The organism is Colwellia sp. 12G3, from assembly GCF_002836775.1.
Lineage (GTDB): Bacteria > Pseudomonadota > Gammaproteobacteria > Enterobacterales > Alteromonadaceae > Colwellia.
The window spans coordinates 23,106-40,262 of sequence record NZ_PJAQ01000009.1 but is presented as its reverse complement, the minus strand read 5'-3'; the positions used below and the strand labels follow the sequence as shown (position 1 = coordinate 40,262).

Sequence of the window (17,157 nt, the reverse complement as noted above, 5' to 3'; positions counted from 1 at the left end):
AAGTGAGTTAACGTAATCGACCTCTAACCGTTTTAGTGGCTTGACCAGCTAGTCTTGCGATACTCGTATGACTATGAGCATGACACAGCGCCACAGCTAAGGCATCGGCGGCATCAGCTTGAGGCGTGCCAGGTAACTTTAAGATAGTTTTTACCATGTGTTGAACTTGGCTTTTATCGGCTGCGCCAGTGCCAACAACAGCTTGCTTAATTTGTCTTGCTGAATACTCCGCAATAGTTAACCCTGAATTGGTTGCCGCAACAATAGCGGCACCTCTTGCTTGACCAAGTTTCAATGCCCCGCCAGGATTGACTCCCATGAAAACTTGTTCAATGGCAAACATATCAGGCTTGAATTGAATAATTAACTCAGAGACTCCCGCAAAAATAGTTTGTAAACGTGAAGCTAAATCTTCGCCTTGACTCATCGCCTTGATACAACCACTACCAAGGTAGGTAAAGTGTTGCTTATCTTGCTTGATAACGCCATAGCCAGTAAAGCGTGAACCAGGGTCAATGCCTAATATTATTGTCAACGGAAAATCTCTTAATTTATATTTTAATGTTACGTTATAATAACGCCATAAAAAATGCAGCTAAAACATAAGTTATAGCTGCATTAACATGACTAATTTGAAGTATTATCAGAGCTTTCAACAGTGACTATTTATCTATTGATAAGTAGCTAACTTTTTATGCTTCTTCTGAATTTTTATTTTCTTCAGCTTTCTTTTCTTCAAGAACGGCAATACCCAATTCTTTTAACTGTTCAGGGTTAGCTTTGCCCGGTGCATTCGTTAATGGACAAGCCGCTGTATTGGTTTTCGGGAAAGCCATTACATCACGGATTGAAGTAGCACCCGTCATTAACATAACTAATCGGTCTAGGCCAAAAGCTAAACCAGCATGTGGCGGCGCACCATATTGTAGTGCTTCAAGTAAGAAACCGAATTTCTCTTGTGCTTCTTCATCACTAATGCCTAATATTCTAAATACTGCTGCTTGCATATCTTGATTGTGAATACGTACAGAGCCACCGCCAAGTTCACAGCCATTTAAGACCATGTCATAAGCATCAGATAAAGCGCCAACAGGATTTGCTTCTAACTGCTCTGCCGTTAAATTTGTAGGTGCCGTGAATGGGTGATGAATAGCATGCATATGACCATCAACTTCTTCAAACATTGGGAAGTCAACTACCCAAAGAGGCTTCCACTCGCCTTGAAGTAAATCAAGTTCTTCACCTAATTTCAGGCGAAGTGCACCTAAAGATTCAGTAACGACATTATATGTATCTGCACCAAAGAAAATGATATCGCCAGTTTTCGCATTAGTACGTTTCAACAAAGCGATGGCTTCATCACTTGATAAGAATTTTAAAATTGGTGACTGTAAACCCTCAACACCTGTTGAAAGAGCAGCATCAATATCATTAACTTTTAACCAAGGCATACCTTTTGCGCCGTAAATGCCAACAAATTTTGTTAATTCATCAAGGCCCTTACGTGAGAACTTAGCTGCGCCTTGAGGTAGACAAATGACTGCGACACGACCATTTTCATCGTTCGCTGGTCCTGAGAATACTTTAAATTCAACCTCTTTTAAAATATCATCAACATCAACTAACTCTAATGGATTACGTAAATCAGGTTTATCACTACCGAAACGTGTCATTGCCTCAGAATAAGGCATGCGCGGGAAGTCACCTAGATCAACATTTAACATTGTTTGGAATAAATCACGGATCATTTTTTCCGTTACTTCCATAACCTGATCACTACTCATGAACGAGGTTTCAATATCTATTTGTGTGAATTCTGGTTGTCTATCGGCACGTAAATCTTCATCACGGAAACATTTAACTATTTGATAGTAACGTTCCATACCTGACATCATTAGCAATTGTTTAAACAATTGTGGTGATTGTGGCAAAGCAAAAAATTGACCTTTATGGGTGCGACTTGGCACTAAATAGTCACGTGCACCTTCAGGAGTAGCCGCAGTTAAAATAGGTGTTTCAATATCTAAAAAGCCTAAAGACTCTAATGAACTGCGTACTGCAGACGTTACTTTAGCGCGGAAACGTAAACGTTCGGTCATTTCAACACGACGTAAGTCTAAATAACGGTATTTTAAGCGAAGTTCTTCAGAGTTAACTTGGTTAGAATCTAATGGCAAAGGCGCAGATTTATTTAAAATGGTAAGTTCTAAACCCAGTACTTCAATGCCACCAGTTTTCATGCCTTTATTTACTTGGCCTTCTGGGCGAGCACGTACTTTACCTTTTATTTGTACACAAAACTCATTACGTAACGTGTTTGCTTTTTTAATCACCTCAGGTAAATCGGGATCATAAACAACTTGCACAAGGCCTTCACGGTCACGTAAATCTAAAAAGATCACGGCACCTAAATCACGACGTTTGTTAACCCAACCACATAAAGTTATTTCTTGCCCGATGTGAGACTCATTGACCTCACCACAATAAAGACTGCGCATGTATTTTTGCCTTATACCAATTCTATTAAACTGATTAACAAACGCTATTTGACGTTTGTTACGATAATTTTGGCCATATTATAAAGCAAAGATTGTTAATGTCACCCCAGAACAAGCGGATGGGTAAATTAAAGCACTTCAAGAGGGTTTTAGTTAAAAAGATAATGATTTTTACCGGCAGCTTTGACCTTATACATCATAGTATCAGCAATTTTAAGCAGCTCAGTATCGTTATCACCATCATCTGGATACATAGCAATGCCAATGCTACAGCCTATAAAGGCATTGATTTTGGACAGCTCAAACTCTTTTTGCATTAGCCTTAATACTTTTTCTGCAACATAAGCGGCTTCATTAGGACTATGTAAACCTGTGAGTAGCAACACAAATTCATCACCGCCAAAGCGCACTACTGTATCTGAACTTCTCACACAGCCTTGCAAACGAACCGCAACTTGTTGCAATAATTCATCACCTACATCATGACCATGAGTATCGTTGATATTTTTAAAACCATCTAAGTCAATAAATAATACCGCCATTTGCAGCGATTGACGTTGATGAAAGGCTATAGCAGTGCTCAATCTATCCTTTAATAATACCCGGTTAGCAAGGCCAGTTAACTCATCATGTGTTGCCATGTGTTTCATTATTTTTTCAAGCTGCTCTCGATGTTTTATCTCAATCTGTAATCGTCTATTCCACATGACAATAACGCCAAGTACCAATAAAATTATTACGCCAATCTGCGCGCCAACCTGTAAAACAACATTTTTATCGAGTCCTGTTTTAATGGCGAGAGTAAACCAATTGTCGTAAATGATTTGTTTCTCTTTCTCAGTGATCGATAATAAACCTTTATTAATTATATCTTTCAGTACCGGTAACTCTTTATTTATACCAAAATGACTTTTATCTAGGCTGACATCTTCCATCATAGATATCATTAACGTTAGAATATTTTCTTGCTTCAATAGTTGTGTCGCCGACGCCATAGTGGTGATGAAACCATCAATACGTTCTTGCTGAAGTGCAGCTAAGGCTTGTTCTCTATTTTCAACTAATTTAAACGTGATTAAAGGGTGTGTTTTTCTTAACCAGGCTATTAAATAGTAGCCTTTGACAATAGCCACCTGCTTACCATAAAAGTCTTCCAGTTTTGTTTTCCTGCCGTAATATAGTGGATGCAACATTACCCATGGCATTTGCCAATAGCTTTCAGTAAATAACATAAGATTTTCGCGTTCTTGTGTTGGCGTAATACTGCCAAGTACATCGACTTCATTATTTAATAATGCTTGATATAACTGCTGCCAATTATCAAAAACTTTATAATCAAATTCAATACCCGTTCTATCACTAATTAAATTAATAATATCGCGATTAACACCTGAAAACGTTCCATTGTCGTCAATAAATTCAACCGGCGATAAATTCTTGATAAGACCAAATTTAATTTTTTCATGGCTGCTTAAATAAACTTTCTCTGCTTCAGTTAGCCTGATTTGCTGTGCTTGCTTTTTATAATAATATTCACTCGAATTACCGTTTAACCATCTGCCTTCTATATTCATAAGCGAATTAATGTCTAACTCATTAAAACCTTGGTTAATAATGTCTATCAATTTATTATTTTCATGATGAATAACAGGTGATAACTTCAAGGTGATAACGGGACTAGCTAATCGATAAAATAGCGCTTGTAAGTTACTTTGCACTAATTTTGCATTGATTAAGTCAACTAATCCGACTATGCCGGCTATTTCGCCCTCTTCAGCAGCACTTAGCATAGCGCTAAGACTGTTAAAATAGCGAACATTCAACTGCGGATATTGCACTAACAGTTGCTCTTTGAATGTTGAGTTATGCCAAACGCCAATAACCTTGTCACTAAACTGCTGACTAAATTGCTCGAGGGAGTGAATGCTATTACCCTGAACATCTTTAACATTTTCACTAATAAAGACTTGAACATCGGATAAATAAATTGGCTTAGCGAACAGTGCTTCCTCTGGTATTTTAGCATGATCAGGGTAAGCCAAAATAACATCTACCTTTTGTTCCGCGATAAGATCCAATGATTCAGTCATATCACGGGCGACAAATTCAACATTAATGCCCACTTGTTTAGACCATAAACGCCATACATCAATCAATAACCCTTGGGGCTCACCCGATGGACTAACGCCCATATAAGGTGGGTAATGTGATGAAAAAGCGATAAGTAAACTGTCTTTTTGTTTATCTAACCCTAACCACTTTCGCTCAATGACAGCGCGTTCTTGTCTTGATATTTTTTCAAAACCTTGTTCGATAAAACTCATTAAGGCAACATTATTTTTAGCAACCGCAACCCCATAATCACCTTGTTGATAACGTAAAACATTGTGTGCAGGAAAACGCTTTCTTAAGTTATCGTAATCAGGGAAGTTATCGGCGAGTTTTTCTAAACCTGTAAAGACTAAAATTTCATTATTCAAGGCAGCACGGTATAAATCGTGGCGGTTATTATAGGTTTTTAATGCTAAATCAGGGTGATACTTTCGAAGATTTTCAGTATGTGCTGAACCTTTTACGACTCCGATACTGTAGGGTTTTAAATCAACTATGCTGTCAATATTATTAAGCTGTTGATTTATATAAAGGTGAGTATAAATAGAAAAGAGTGGCTGGCTAAACAGCATTGCTTCTCGCCTTGAATCAATAATGGATAAACCACTATGGATATCAATGTTGCCTTTGGCTACTTCATCGAGCGTTTCTTGCCAAGGTAGCACAACAAACTGTATTTCAACGTGCTGATTTTTAGCCCATAGACGCCACATATCTACCATCAAACCAATGGCATTACCTTCTTCATCAATAGAATGGTACGGGAAAGAGGTTTCATTAATCGCAATAGTTAATGGTTGCGTAACAGCCAAAGTGTCTGTGTTTGCCTGCTTGCTAATTTCTTTGACCGCGTTTGTTGCCAGCGCTGTTTGACTTAAAATAGCCAAAAACAATGTTATTAAAATAAAGTAACTGGTCTGTCTATAAAAAAAATTCAAAAAAACACCCTATAAATATAGCGTTGCTAATAAGATCGGTTAAAATAAGCCTTTATTGATACTAACTTAACACAATAGTGACTATAGCAAAGACAATGCATGATTCTGATACCGATTTAATTTACTCACAAGCCCATAAACAAGTAAAAAACTTTACTTTTGATGCGCAAGTCGTTGAAGTTTTTCCCGATATGATCTCTCGTTCAGTGCCCGGGTATAATACTATTATCGACACTATAGGTCGACTTAGCCAACACTTTGTCCAAGAAAATAGCAATATTTATGATTTAGGCTGCTCTTTAGGTGCTGCAACACTTGCCATGCGAAAAGGAATTACTGCTAGCAACTGTAAAATTATTGGTGTGGATAATTCTAGCGACATGGTAAAACGTTGTAAAATGCATGTTGATGCTTTTAAAGGTAATACTCCTGTAAATATTATTGAAGGTAACATCCAAGATATCAAAATAGAAAATGCGTCTATGGTAGTGCTAAATTTTACTTTACAGTTTATTGAAAAATCACAACGACAAGCACTATTAAATACTATCGCTAAGGGATTAAACCCCGGTGGTTTACTGGTTTTGTCTGAAAAAATATCCAGTGATGATAACGTTATTGATGATGTATTAATCGACTTACACCATAGTTTCAAAAGAGATAATGGTTATAGTGAATTAGAAGTTGCTCAAAAACGCAGCGCTCTTGAAAAAGTAATGTTAACTGATTCACTTGAGCTACATAAAGAACGTTTAGCCCAGGCAGGTTTTGGCCATGCATCGTTATGGTTTCAATGTTTCAACTTCACTTCGCTGATCGCTATTAAGTAGTGTTATCAAAATAGTTGCCATTAATTAATAAAGGGCAACTAAAAAACATATACGACACATTCAAACGACAAATTAGAATTCTATGAACCAGTTCAATAAATTTTACCAGCAAATTGCAACCAATCGCTTAAGCCATTGGTTAAATACTTTACCTGCACAATTGAGTCATTGGCATGAAAATAATCTTCATGGTGAATTCAAGCATTGGCAAAAAACCCTTGATGCATTACCTATCGTAAATGCTAATTCAGCCACTGATATAGTGAATACCGTTAAAGTTGGCGAATTAGGGGATCTAGATCAGGGGCAATTTAAACGTCTTGAAAATTTAATGAAAAAGTTTAAACCTTGGCGTAAAGGTCCCTACCATATTCATGGTTTACACATCGATACCGAGTGGCGTAGTGACTTTAAATGGGATCGTTTAGCTGAACATATCGGCGACCTCACTGGTAAGTATGTTTTAGACATAGGTTGTGGCAGCGGTTATCACTTATGGCGTATGCGCGGCGCAGGAGCTGAATTTGTCGTGGGTATCGACCCAACTCAGCTATTTTTAATGCAATTTAATGCAATAAAACATTTTATTGATGATAGCCAAGTACATTTACTGCCATTGGGTGTTGAACAATTACCTGAGTTAAAAGCGTTTGATACTGTGTTTGCCATGGGTGTGTTGTATCACAGACGTTCTCCTATCGACTTTCTTTATCAATTAAAAGCACAATTGGTGAAAGGTGGTGAATTAGTATTAGAGACACTCATTGTTGACGGTGATGAAAATACGGTATTAGTGCCAGGTGAGCGTTACGCAAAAATGCGCAATGTTTGGTTTTTACCCAGTGAAAAAGCCATGTGTGCTTGGTTAGAGCGATGTGGATTTACTAATGTGCGAGTGGTAAATACTGACATCACCGCCTTAGATGAACAAAGAAAAACACAGTGGATTGATACTGAATCTCTGCAAGATTTTCTTGACCCGAATGATAGTAGTAAAACGATAGAAGGTTACCCTGCCCCTAAACGTGCCATATTTATTGCTAATGCTTAAGATTAAAACAGCACAATCCACCACCGAGGTCACAGAGGTCACCGATAAAACACAAAAGATTAATTAATCATAAAATATAAAAAATATTGAGGATACCTTAATTAAATCCCTAATTTTCTTATGTCTTAGTTCACTTGCTCGGTGTAGGACGAAGTCCCTCGGTGTTCTCGGTGGTAGATATCTAGTCCCATTACAAAATGGCTGCGCTACACCGAGAAAACATAAGCCAAAGTAAATGATGTAAGTTATAGTAACTCAACAAGTTATATAACCTCGGCCAGCTTTACTAAGGATAGCTATGAATGATGTTTGGTTAGCAAGACGACTTAAAAAAGTGACTAACAGGCAACAAGACCACCGTGATCCTTTCCAACGAGATCGTGCTCGAATAATGCATTCGGCCTCTTTTCGTCGCTTGCAATCTAAAACCCAAGTGATGGGTAGTGGACAAAGTGATTTCTATCGTACGCGTTTAACGCATTCATTAGAGGCTGCACAAATAGGCTCTGGCATTACCGCACAACTACGCTATAAATTCCCCGAATTATGTGATGCCCTTTTTCCTAGTAGTGATAGCTTAATAGAAACCATTTGCTTAGCCCATGACATTGGCCACCCCCCCTTCGGACATGGCGGTGAAATAGCTCTGAATTATATGATGCGAGATCATGGTGGTTTTGAGGGTAACGGTCAAACATTGCGTATAGTAGCGCGCTTAGAAACCTTTAGTGAACACTTTGGTATGAATCTAACCAGAAGAACACTACTTGGTTTAATGAAATATCCACAATTAATAGAAACGCTTAATAAAAAGACAAAACTAAACACTGTTGGTAACTTTCGACAACTTAAAGCCGATGAGTGGCATCCGCCAAAAGGCTTATATACCGACGATGAAGATATTATTAACTGGATACTTGAACCACTATCAGCGAACGACCGTGTTTTATTCCAAAGTATAAGTGGTCAAAAAGATACAGCGCAAGACACAAATAAGCATCATAAAACCCGTTTTAAGTCACTTGATTGTTCCATTATGGAACTAGCCGATGATATTGCTTACGGCATTCACGATCTTGAAGACGCCATAGTCACAAAAGTAGTCAACCGAAATGATTTTGACCGTGAAGTGATAAAAAAACTACAACAAATTGACGATGTTTGGCTGCAAGAATACAGCGAAACCTTAACATCAAAGCTTTTTAGTGATCATCATCATTTACAAAAAGACGCAATTGGCGGCTTAGTCAACTATTTGATTACGGCTATCAAATTGACCGATTTAAACGAACAAGATGATATAAACTTTGTCGAGCCATTATTACGATACAATGCCACGTTATCGACAACAACATCACAAGTACTACAAATATTCAAAGATTTCGTATACTTTTATGTTATTAAATTAACCAGTCTTCAGCGTTTGGAATATAGAGGGCAACAAATAGTAATGGAACTTTTTGAAGCGTTATCATCCGATCCTATGCGCTTACTGCCAAGCAATAGCGCTAAACGCTGGCAACAAGCTGTAAATAACCAGCAGAACTCACATCGAATAATAGCCGACTATATTGCTGGCATGACAGATGATTACGCCACACGTCTTTATCAGTCACTATTTAATGCCCACGGCGCGTCAGATTATCAGTTAACTTAGCTAATTTTTAGTTACAACTTTAGGCAAGTTAACCATACTTATAAAATGAGATTATTGCAGCAATGCTAGAGATATACGCAGGAAAAAACGCCTTAAAAACCATTCAAGAGCAAGGCTTTAAACAAGAGCTATTCACTAATTTTCTCGGTGCTAGTGGTGGTCCTAAATGGTTTACATTGTTTGGTTTAGATAAGTACCTTTTCGGTGATTTTTTCAAAAATAGAACCACAGAACTTAACTTAATTGGCTCAAGTGCTGGTGCCTTTCGCGCTGCTGCATTGACACAAAACACGCCAGTAAAAGCCATTGAGCGCTTAGCTTACACCTATGCTAATACTGTATATTCAGCCAAACCAAGTCCACAAGAAATATCAGCCCAAGCAGTGAATATTGTTGAGCATTTATTTGCTAAAAATGGAGCTAATGAGGTTATCAACAATAAGATTTTCAAAGCTCATTTTTTAGTAGCAAAATGTAATGGCTTAACGTCGTTTGATAACAAGATATTGCAAGGCGCTGGTTTAATTAATAGCATCTTACTGAACAAAGTTGATAGAAGACTGCTCAGTAAACAATATCAACGTTATATTTTTAAACACCCAACAAGCCGTTTACTTATAAACGACCCATATAATTTCAGTAATTTTTACCAAACCTTAACTCCTGAAAATATCAAAAGTGCTCTACTCGCTTCAGGTTCAATACCTATGGTGATGTCGGGCATCAAAGATATTGAGGGTTCAACAAAGGGTAGCTATCGAGATGGCGGTATAATTGATTATCATTTTGATTTTTCATTGGGCAATAGTAATTCTGATACGAACACACTAGAACGAAAAAGCGAAAGTGATAGTGATAGTGATAGTGCCGTTATAGATCAGGGATTAACCCTGTATCCTCATTTTAGCTCAGTCCCCAAAGCAGGATGGTTTGACAAAAATTCAAACCGTAAAGTACTAAACAGCAGTTATGAAAATACCGTACTGCTTGCCCCATCTGCAAAGTTTATTAAATCATTACCTTTTAAGAAGATACCCGACCGAACTGATTTCACTAAACTTGATGCGTCAACACGGATTAAGTATTGGTTAAAGGTACTTGAAGAAACAGATAAGTTAGCAGAATGTTTTAATGAATTTGTAGTAAATCAGGATATAACAAAGGTAAAGGCGTTTCAGCCATAGCTGTCACGCTATAATTTCAAAGATACTTAATGGAAGGCTCATTGCGTAACAACCAGTCGTCATTCGCAAAGTCTCTGATCGAGAATCCATTAACTTATCTATGCATTTAATCCCTTATTTCTTCTCGGTGTAGCGAAGCCTCGGTGTCCTCGGTGGTGAATGGTGCTGTTTTTTTTTGCTTTGAAATGATTAAAGATATTAAATATCTACCACCGAGAGCACCGAGGCGCTTCGCGCTACACAGAGGAAGTGACTTAAACCTGCACGGCCATTAATTTCTGAAAAGCATTCAGTTTATTTTACCTCGTCACTTTAAGTCCTTGTCTCTTCTTGGTGTAGCGAAACCTCGGTGGTGGGATTTTACTTAAAGTTCCTTTTTAATTTCATCACTAAACATTTCAAAATCAACAAGATGATTATTAATTTACCGCTTCAACAATATCTATATTTAACTCTTTATAGTCATGCACAGCAATATTACGCAATCCAATCATTTTCTTTAAGTTAGTCGCAACAGAAACTGTAATAAATCCAGCAGAACAGAGTAACTGAAAACTATCTATACTACTTTGTGGTAAACCTAATTGATTTTTTTTATTCAAATAATTAGCAATATCTATTTAAGCTTCGCAAGCACGCTGCAAGTTTAATATAACCGAGTCTTGTCGTGTGTAATCATTAACAAAGTTCACCCCTGCTTCGGCATAAACTTCACGAATACGCTTTAAACAACGTGTAATAGTCGATAACTTATTTAATAAAACATCATCCATCCTAGCTTCCTTTAAATGCTGTTAATAATGACGACCGTTCGTCATTTAAATGCTGATACATAGACATCACTTGCATTTCGAAAGTATTTTTATAATCAGCCATATCATACAAACAAATCCCTTTATTAATGATTTGATTTTGCATAACTGTTGAAGCTGACAATAAGTCAATTAAATCAACGTCGATATTAAGCTCTAATGCTAGTTTTTGCTGTATATTCCAGCGAGTGACAGTGGATATTTTTTTCGTTAACAACACAGCTAAATCGATGTCGCTGTTGGCATGTGCCTGGTTACTTGCATGAGAGCCAAATAAATATAACAGCTTTATATCAGGAAAATGTTGCCTACAAATATTAATAAGCTGAGAGTGAAAATCAATTGCCATTATAAAGTCTTATAAGAGATTAAGAGAACTATGACCATTATATACTAAATGATCTATACAAGAAAAATCCAATCTGAAAGACACTATTTAAAAACCATAGTTTAGTGCATCTCAGCGTTTTTTAGGCTTATCTGTCTAGCGAAGTATCTGACCGAGACCCCATTAAATTATCTCTTCTCGGTGAAGCGCGAAGCCCCTTTGTGACCTCGGAGGGAATAATCACTAGTGTCTTAATTCCTTACTGTTGAATCAGCTTTAAACCGAGCAATAAGACTCTGACTAGAAGCTGATAACATATCATTTTCACCACCATCCATTGCCGCCAAAACTCTTGCTCCCAGCTGTTTTCCTAATTCAACGCCCCATTGATCAAAAGAATTCACTTGCCATATCACTCCTTGAACAAAGATTTTATGTTCATATAACGCAAGTAAAGACCCTATTGTCTCCGGAGTCAGTGATTCCATCACCAAGGTATTACTTGGTGTATTCCCTTTCATCGTTTTATGAGGAGCAAGTCGTTCTACTTCTTCCAAAGAGCAACCGGAATCAAAAAGCTCAGTTTTAACCTGTGCTAATGTTTTACCTTGCATTAAAGCTTCACTTTGAGCAAAACAATTGGCTACAAGCACCTTATGGTTCTCGGTATATTGGCTTCGACCTTTTAAAGCAACAATAAAGTCTGTAGGAATGATGTCATCACTTTGATGCATCAATTGCATAAAAGCATGTTGCCCATTGGTACCTTCTTGACCAAACACCACCGGAGCAGTTAACCACGTTAATTTATCACCTTCCCTCGATACAGATTTACCATTACTTTCCATATCGGTTTGTTGTAAATAGCCAGGTAAAGCTCTTAATGAATGCGCGTAAGGTAAAATAGCTAAAGTTGGGTATTCAAGTGCATTACGATTCCAAATACCAAGTAATGCCATAATGACCGGCATATTGTTTTTAAAGTCTGCTGATTTAAAGTGCACATCCATCTCATGTGCACCTTGTTTTAACTTGCTAAAGTTTTCATTACCAATGGCCAGCGCAAGTGGTAAACCTACCGTTGACCAAAGTGAAAAACGCCCGCCAACCCAATCCCACATGGGAAGAATATGCTTTTCATTAATGCCAAAACTTTTTGCTGCTTCAATATTACTACTTACCGCAAACCACTGTTTTTCAATGATAGCTGCTGTATTGTGAACTTGTGAGCCTTTTACAGATGCACAAGATAACATCCACTGCTTGACTGCTTTTGCATTTAGCAGGGTTTCTTGTGTGGTAAATGTCTTAGAAATGACTACAACAAGGGTAGTATCAGGATTCAGTTTCTTGAGCTTTTCTTCAAGTGCCCCACCATCGACATTAGCAATAACATGAACAGCTAAACTTAAGTCACGGTAATGCTCTAAAGCAGATAAACTTACTTTGACTCCATAATATGAGCCGCCAATACCAATAGCTAATACATCGGTAAAACGTTGACCTGATTGACTCGTTAAAATGCCGTTTTGTACATCATTAACAATATTTAGCATTTGCAGTTCTGCCGCTTCAACCTCACCGGCAAGCTTTTCACCTAATACTCGTTTTTTAATCTCTTTAGGCGCTCTAAGAACCGTATGTAATACTGACCGTTCTTCAGTATTATTAATCTTATCGCCGTTAAACTGATTCGTGATGCTTTCTGATAAACCAGCCTCATTGGCTATCTCAACTAATTTTCCAAGCTCAACTTCATTAATATTTTGCTTGGAATAATCGAGGTATAAATAAGGAGTAGACAAAGAAAAGTCATTGGCTCTGTCTTTATGATCGAACAATGAAACGATAGAACGACTCTTAGCATTTTGTGCTAGTGATGTGATTTTTTTAATATTCATAGATGATTTTTTTATTAGGACATACCTTAGAGTATGACTCAGAAATCCTTTTCCATTTGATTGTATTACTAATATCTTTTAGTTGCAGTGCGCAGAATTTTTAACCACAGTGGTAATAACCCTACTAGTCACAACATCTACTCAGGAGGTGTCATTCTCGAAGTCTCTGATCGTGAATCCATGCTATTACCTCATCACTTAAGCTTTTATTTCTTCTCGGTGTAGCGAAGCCTCGGTGTCCTCGGTGGTGAAATTACTTGTATCTTCATCCCTACCAACCACAGCCAAACTAAAAACAATGGATCTTCGATAAAACACCTCGAAGATGACGAAATTAATGAACTCCTGAGCTAGCTACATAGCAAGTTAATCATCACTTAAGCTTTTATTTCTTCTCGGTGTAGCGAAGCCTCGGTGTCCTCGGTGGTAAAATTTACTAGTGTCTTCATCCCTACCAACCACAGCCAAACTAAAAACAATGGATCTTCGATCAAACACCTCCAAGATTACGTAATTAATGAACTCCTACGCTAGCTACATAGCAAGTTAACTCATCACTTAAGCTTTTATTTCTTCTCGATGTAGCGAAGCCTCGGTGTCCTCGGTGGTGAAAATAACTAGTGTCTTGAATCCATGAGATAACTCATCACTTAATCTCTAGTACCTTAAATCACTTATCCAATAAGATCACTTTATCACTAGTCTCTTCTCGGTGCAGGACGAAGTCCCTCTGTGTCCTCGGTGGTAAAATATCTCTTAAATCTCTAGTGTCTAAAATACCAAAGTACCTAAAAACAGAAATCCTAACCTTTAACTATTTCTTGCAAATATGCCTTAAAATCATCCGCTAATTCAGGGTGACGCAAGCCATACTCAACGTTTGCCTTCATATAACCCAATTTAGAACCACAATCATGTGATTTACCCGTCATATGGAATGCTTCTACTGTTTCTTTTTCCATCAACATAGCAATAGCATCTGTTAATTGAATTTCATCACCCGCACCGGGTGGTGTTAACTTCAATAAATCCCAAATCTTTTCAGATAGGACATAACGACCAACAACTGCTAAATTTGAAGGCGCTTCATCAACCGGAGGCTTTTCTACAATAGCAGTCATCGCTTTAGACTCACCGGGAGCTAAATCATATCCACCACAATCAACCACGCCATAACTACTCACTTTGTCCATAGGAACAGGTTCAACCATTATCTGGCTATAACCACCTACTTCTTGATAGCGAGTTAACATTGCGGCTAAATTTTCAGTTTTTAAATCCGCGGTAGAATCATCTAAAATGACATCAGGTAGAACAACCACAAAAGGTTCATTACCGATGATAGGACGAGCTTTTAACACCGCATGCCCCAAGCCTTTAGCTTCACCTTGACGTACATGCAATATAGTTACATCTTTCGGACAAATCGCTTGAATTTCATCAAGTAATTGACGTTTCACACGGTTTTCTAAGGTGGTTTCCAATTCAAATGACTTATCAAAGTGATTTTCGATAGCATTTTTAGACGAATGGGTAACTAAAACAATTTCTTTAATACCTGCTGCAACACACTCATTTACAATGTATTGGATCATAGGCTTATCTACAATAGGGAGCATTTCTTTGGGAATTGCTTTTGTGGCTGGTAGCATGCGTGTGCCTAAGCCTGCTACGGGGATTACTGCTTTTCTGATTATTTTTGACATTTTCATCCTTAATGTATTTAAACTATAACTATTTCAATAGTTATAGTTTAAATATTTAATCAAAGCATGTCATGTTTTTTATAGCAAAAACGATGTAACAAAGGAAAAATGGGGAAGTTCCGTTCACTAGAGAGGAGGGAAACCTACGGAAACAGCATGAACACATCTGATTTTAAAGGGCTGCTAGAACCTTGCTCAAATAAGATTCACTCATCGCAGCCTTCATTCTCTTACGCTGGATACCACCTTTAAAACTTTTCTCTGACTTTAACAAATTTAAAGCCAACTGGCGGATCCTTGCGAAGGTTTCAGCTCTATCGTCTACTCGAATACGGCTAGCATCTTCTCGAAATGCTGTATCTAGTGACCAATGCATTACTTCTACACCCCAATGAGAACGGGATGCGTTCAGCAATGTTTTAGTATCCAGTGCTTTTGAACTAATATAGTAACGCACAGAAAAGTCATCTTCTGATAAAACATCCTTTTCCCCTATAAATGAAACAACGATCCCCATTGTTTTTAATTCCGGCCAATCATATTCCAAGTCTCCAAGAACGGATAAATCATCATTAACAATTGCTAAGCGAGTTTCTTTTCTACCATGAGATTTTTCTTGTGTACTATAGCTATCGCCATCGAATTTTTGAAGCATTTCAATCTTAAAGTATTGATCAAATTTACCCTCTAACTTACCCTGGTTTCCTTTAACCGCAAGAAGGTAATCAGCACCTTTATCTACAATTTTTTTAGCTATCTTTTTTTGGCAGCCCATCGCATCAATTGTAATCAAACACCCTCTTACATCAAGGAGTTCAAGTAATTCTGGAATAGCAGTTATTTCATTGCTTTTTGCATTTACTTTTACCTGACCAATACTCATGCCATTGCGTGTAGCAAACGCATTAACCATATGGATAGCACCTTTAGCTTTTGATTTATTGTATGAGCCCCTGGCTGTTTTACCATCAATGGCTATTACCTCGCCATCTGTTAAAGTATGACAGCTTTGCATCCAACTAATAAAGCATCTTTGTAGCGCATTAGGGCTTATTCGTCCCATAACCTTCGCTATGGTATCTGCATCTGGAATGCCAAATAAATAGCCTCCATATCGTTTAAGAAAATCTTTTCGGGCATGACCAAAATCTTCAATACCACTCCAACCATCCTGACCTGAAATTACAGCACAAATAGTTAATAGAATGATATCCGAAAGCTTGTGTTTAACTTTTGCTTTTTGTCGATAATCAGTAATTTCTGTAAAATGTTGGAATGGGTTATTTTGTGTTGTCATAAAAGTTTCCTTGAATAGAAACTCATTTGAACACAGCTAAAACGATCTACAAGTCGATCTTTAAATCATTAATGAATAGATAAAAATTATTTTTTACTATTCTCGCAATATTATTCTAGCCCTTATATATCAAGGTGTTTCATGCTGTTTCCCTGGAGGGAAACCTTTAACAAAAAATCAACTACTTAGCAAAAATTGACGGAATTACAATGTAAAATAGGTCCAATCCCTGAGCTTACAGTACTTAAAAAACACATTCTCGGGCCTAGGATTTTTGCCATCCCTGAAAGACCTAATCAGGGTTGTAGTAAACCAACATAAATATTCAGGGAAAAGACTTGATTAGCTTGTCCTTTCCCGTTAACAAGGTAATTAATAACGCAATTAACACATGCTTCAACTGCTACAATTGATTTAGGCTGTTTAATTAGCCACTCTTGCAGTTTCTTACGAGTGAATTCTTTGTTGGTGGTAAGCTAATTATGTTTGTTTAAATTACAGGCATGAAAAGAAGTTTATGCTAAATCTATGGCGATAACGTTATTATTGAACATGTATGGGCTCCTGGGTAAAAGTTTTGACGCTTATTACGTTACTCCCGTAAGGGAAGGGAGTCCATACATCGAAGTTTGTTGTCGGGGATCCATTCACTTAATCGTTTAAAAATCAAAAACTGGATACTCGACAAGACAACTCGAGTATGACGAAATGACCCAAGAGGTTCGATTAATGGTCAATACTTGACCTATCCCTTGACCTTATCCGCGTAAATCCGCGGGCAAACATGTCTAGTCCCTGATGTATTATCTTTTCACAACTATAACTAACCATCGTCATCCTGAA

The 17,157-nt window shown here is 37.5% G+C and carries 13 protein-coding genes; 4 read left to right on the top strand and 9 right to left on the bottom strand.

Annotated elements, in window-relative coordinates; translation table 11 throughout:
- Positions 1–7: 7 nt before the first annotated feature.
- The 3 genes from ruvC to CXF71_RS03465 form a co-directional block, all read right to left on the bottom strand.
- Positions 8–535 (bottom strand): crossover junction endodeoxyribonuclease RuvC, encoded by a 528-nt coding sequence (gene ruvC / locus CXF71_RS03475; protein WP_101231597.1) that lies wholly within the window; start codon positions 533–535, stop codon positions 8–10.
- Between the two features lie 157 nt (positions 536–692).
- Positions 693–2,498 (bottom strand): aspartate--tRNA ligase, encoded by a 1,806-nt coding sequence (gene aspS, locus CXF71_RS03470; RefSeq protein WP_101231596.1) that lies wholly within the window; start codon positions 2,496–2,498, stop codon positions 693–695.
- 149 nt (positions 2,499–2,647) lie between these two features.
- Positions 2,648–5,548: a transporter substrate-binding domain-containing protein gene (locus CXF71_RS03465; RefSeq protein WP_101231595.1), complete on the bottom strand. Its 2,901-nt coding sequence runs from the start codon at positions 5,546–5,548 to the stop codon at positions 2,648–2,650.
- Between the two features lie 95 nt (positions 5,549–5,643).
- On the opposite strand from CXF71_RS03465, the gene cmoA reads away from it, so the two are divergent.
- The 4 genes from cmoA to CXF71_RS03445 all read left to right on the top strand — a co-directional run bounded on the left by cmoA (position 5,644) and on the right by CXF71_RS03445 (position 10,270).
- Positions 5,644–6,378 (top strand): carboxy-S-adenosyl-L-methionine synthase CmoA, encoded by a 735-nt coding sequence (gene cmoA, locus CXF71_RS03460; protein ID WP_101231594.1) that lies wholly within the window; start codon positions 5,644–5,646, stop codon positions 6,376–6,378.
- A gap of 82 nt (positions 6,379–6,460) precedes the next feature.
- The gene (gene cmoB / locus CXF71_RS03455) at positions 6,461–7,429 is read left to right on the top strand and encodes a tRNA 5-methoxyuridine(34)/uridine 5-oxyacetic acid(34) synthase CmoB (RefSeq protein ID WP_101231593.1); all 969 of its coding nucleotides are present in this window, start codon (positions 6,461–6,463) and stop codon (positions 7,427–7,429) included.
- A gap of 298 nt (positions 7,430–7,727) precedes the next feature.
- Complete coding sequence (locus CXF71_RS03450; RefSeq protein WP_101231592.1) at positions 7,728–9,086, top strand: anti-phage deoxyguanosine triphosphatase; 1,359 nt, start codon at positions 7,728–7,730, stop codon at positions 9,084–9,086.
- 62 nt (positions 9,087–9,148) lie between these two features.
- On the top strand, positions 9,149–10,270 hold the full coding sequence (locus tag CXF71_RS03445) for a patatin-like phospholipase family protein (RefSeq protein ID WP_101231591.1): 1,122 nt from the start codon (positions 9,149–9,151) through the stop codon (positions 10,268–10,270).
- 419 nt (positions 10,271–10,689) lie between these two features.
- Here the strand turns inward: CXF71_RS03445 and hepT are convergent, their stop codons facing one another.
- The 6 genes from hepT to CXF71_RS03420 all read right to left on the bottom strand — a co-directional run bounded on the left by hepT (position 10,690) and on the right by CXF71_RS03420 (position 16,314).
- The gene (gene hepT, locus CXF71_RS21800; RefSeq protein WP_269800796.1) at positions 10,690–10,872 is read right to left on the bottom strand and encodes a type VII toxin-antitoxin system HepT family RNase toxin; all 183 of its coding nucleotides are present in this window, start codon (positions 10,870–10,872) and stop codon (positions 10,690–10,692) included.
- 18 nt (positions 10,873–10,890) lie between these two features.
- Complete coding sequence (locus CXF71_RS21795; RefSeq protein WP_269800795.1) at positions 10,891–11,043, bottom strand: hypothetical protein; 153 nt, start codon at positions 11,041–11,043, stop codon at positions 10,891–10,893.
- A gap of 1 nt (position 11,044) precedes the next feature.
- Positions 11,045–11,431: a type VII toxin-antitoxin system MntA family adenylyltransferase antitoxin gene (gene mntA, locus CXF71_RS03435; protein ID WP_101231590.1), complete on the bottom strand. Its 387-nt coding sequence runs from the start codon at positions 11,429–11,431 to the stop codon at positions 11,045–11,047.
- Between the two features lie 230 nt (positions 11,432–11,661).
- Positions 11,662–13,311: a glucose-6-phosphate isomerase gene (gene pgi, locus CXF71_RS03430; protein ID WP_101231589.1), complete on the bottom strand. Its 1,650-nt coding sequence runs from the start codon at positions 13,309–13,311 to the stop codon at positions 11,662–11,664.
- A gap of 803 nt (positions 13,312–14,114) precedes the next feature.
- On the bottom strand, positions 14,115–15,017 hold the full coding sequence (gene galU, locus CXF71_RS03425) for a UTP--glucose-1-phosphate uridylyltransferase GalU (RefSeq protein WP_101231588.1): 903 nt from the start codon (positions 15,015–15,017) through the stop codon (positions 14,115–14,117).
- 172 nt (positions 15,018–15,189) lie between these two features.
- Positions 15,190–16,314: an ISAs1 family transposase gene (locus CXF71_RS03420; RefSeq protein WP_101231587.1), complete on the bottom strand. Its 1,125-nt coding sequence runs from the start codon at positions 16,312–16,314 to the stop codon at positions 15,190–15,192.
- Positions 16,315–17,157: the final 843 nt, after the last annotated feature.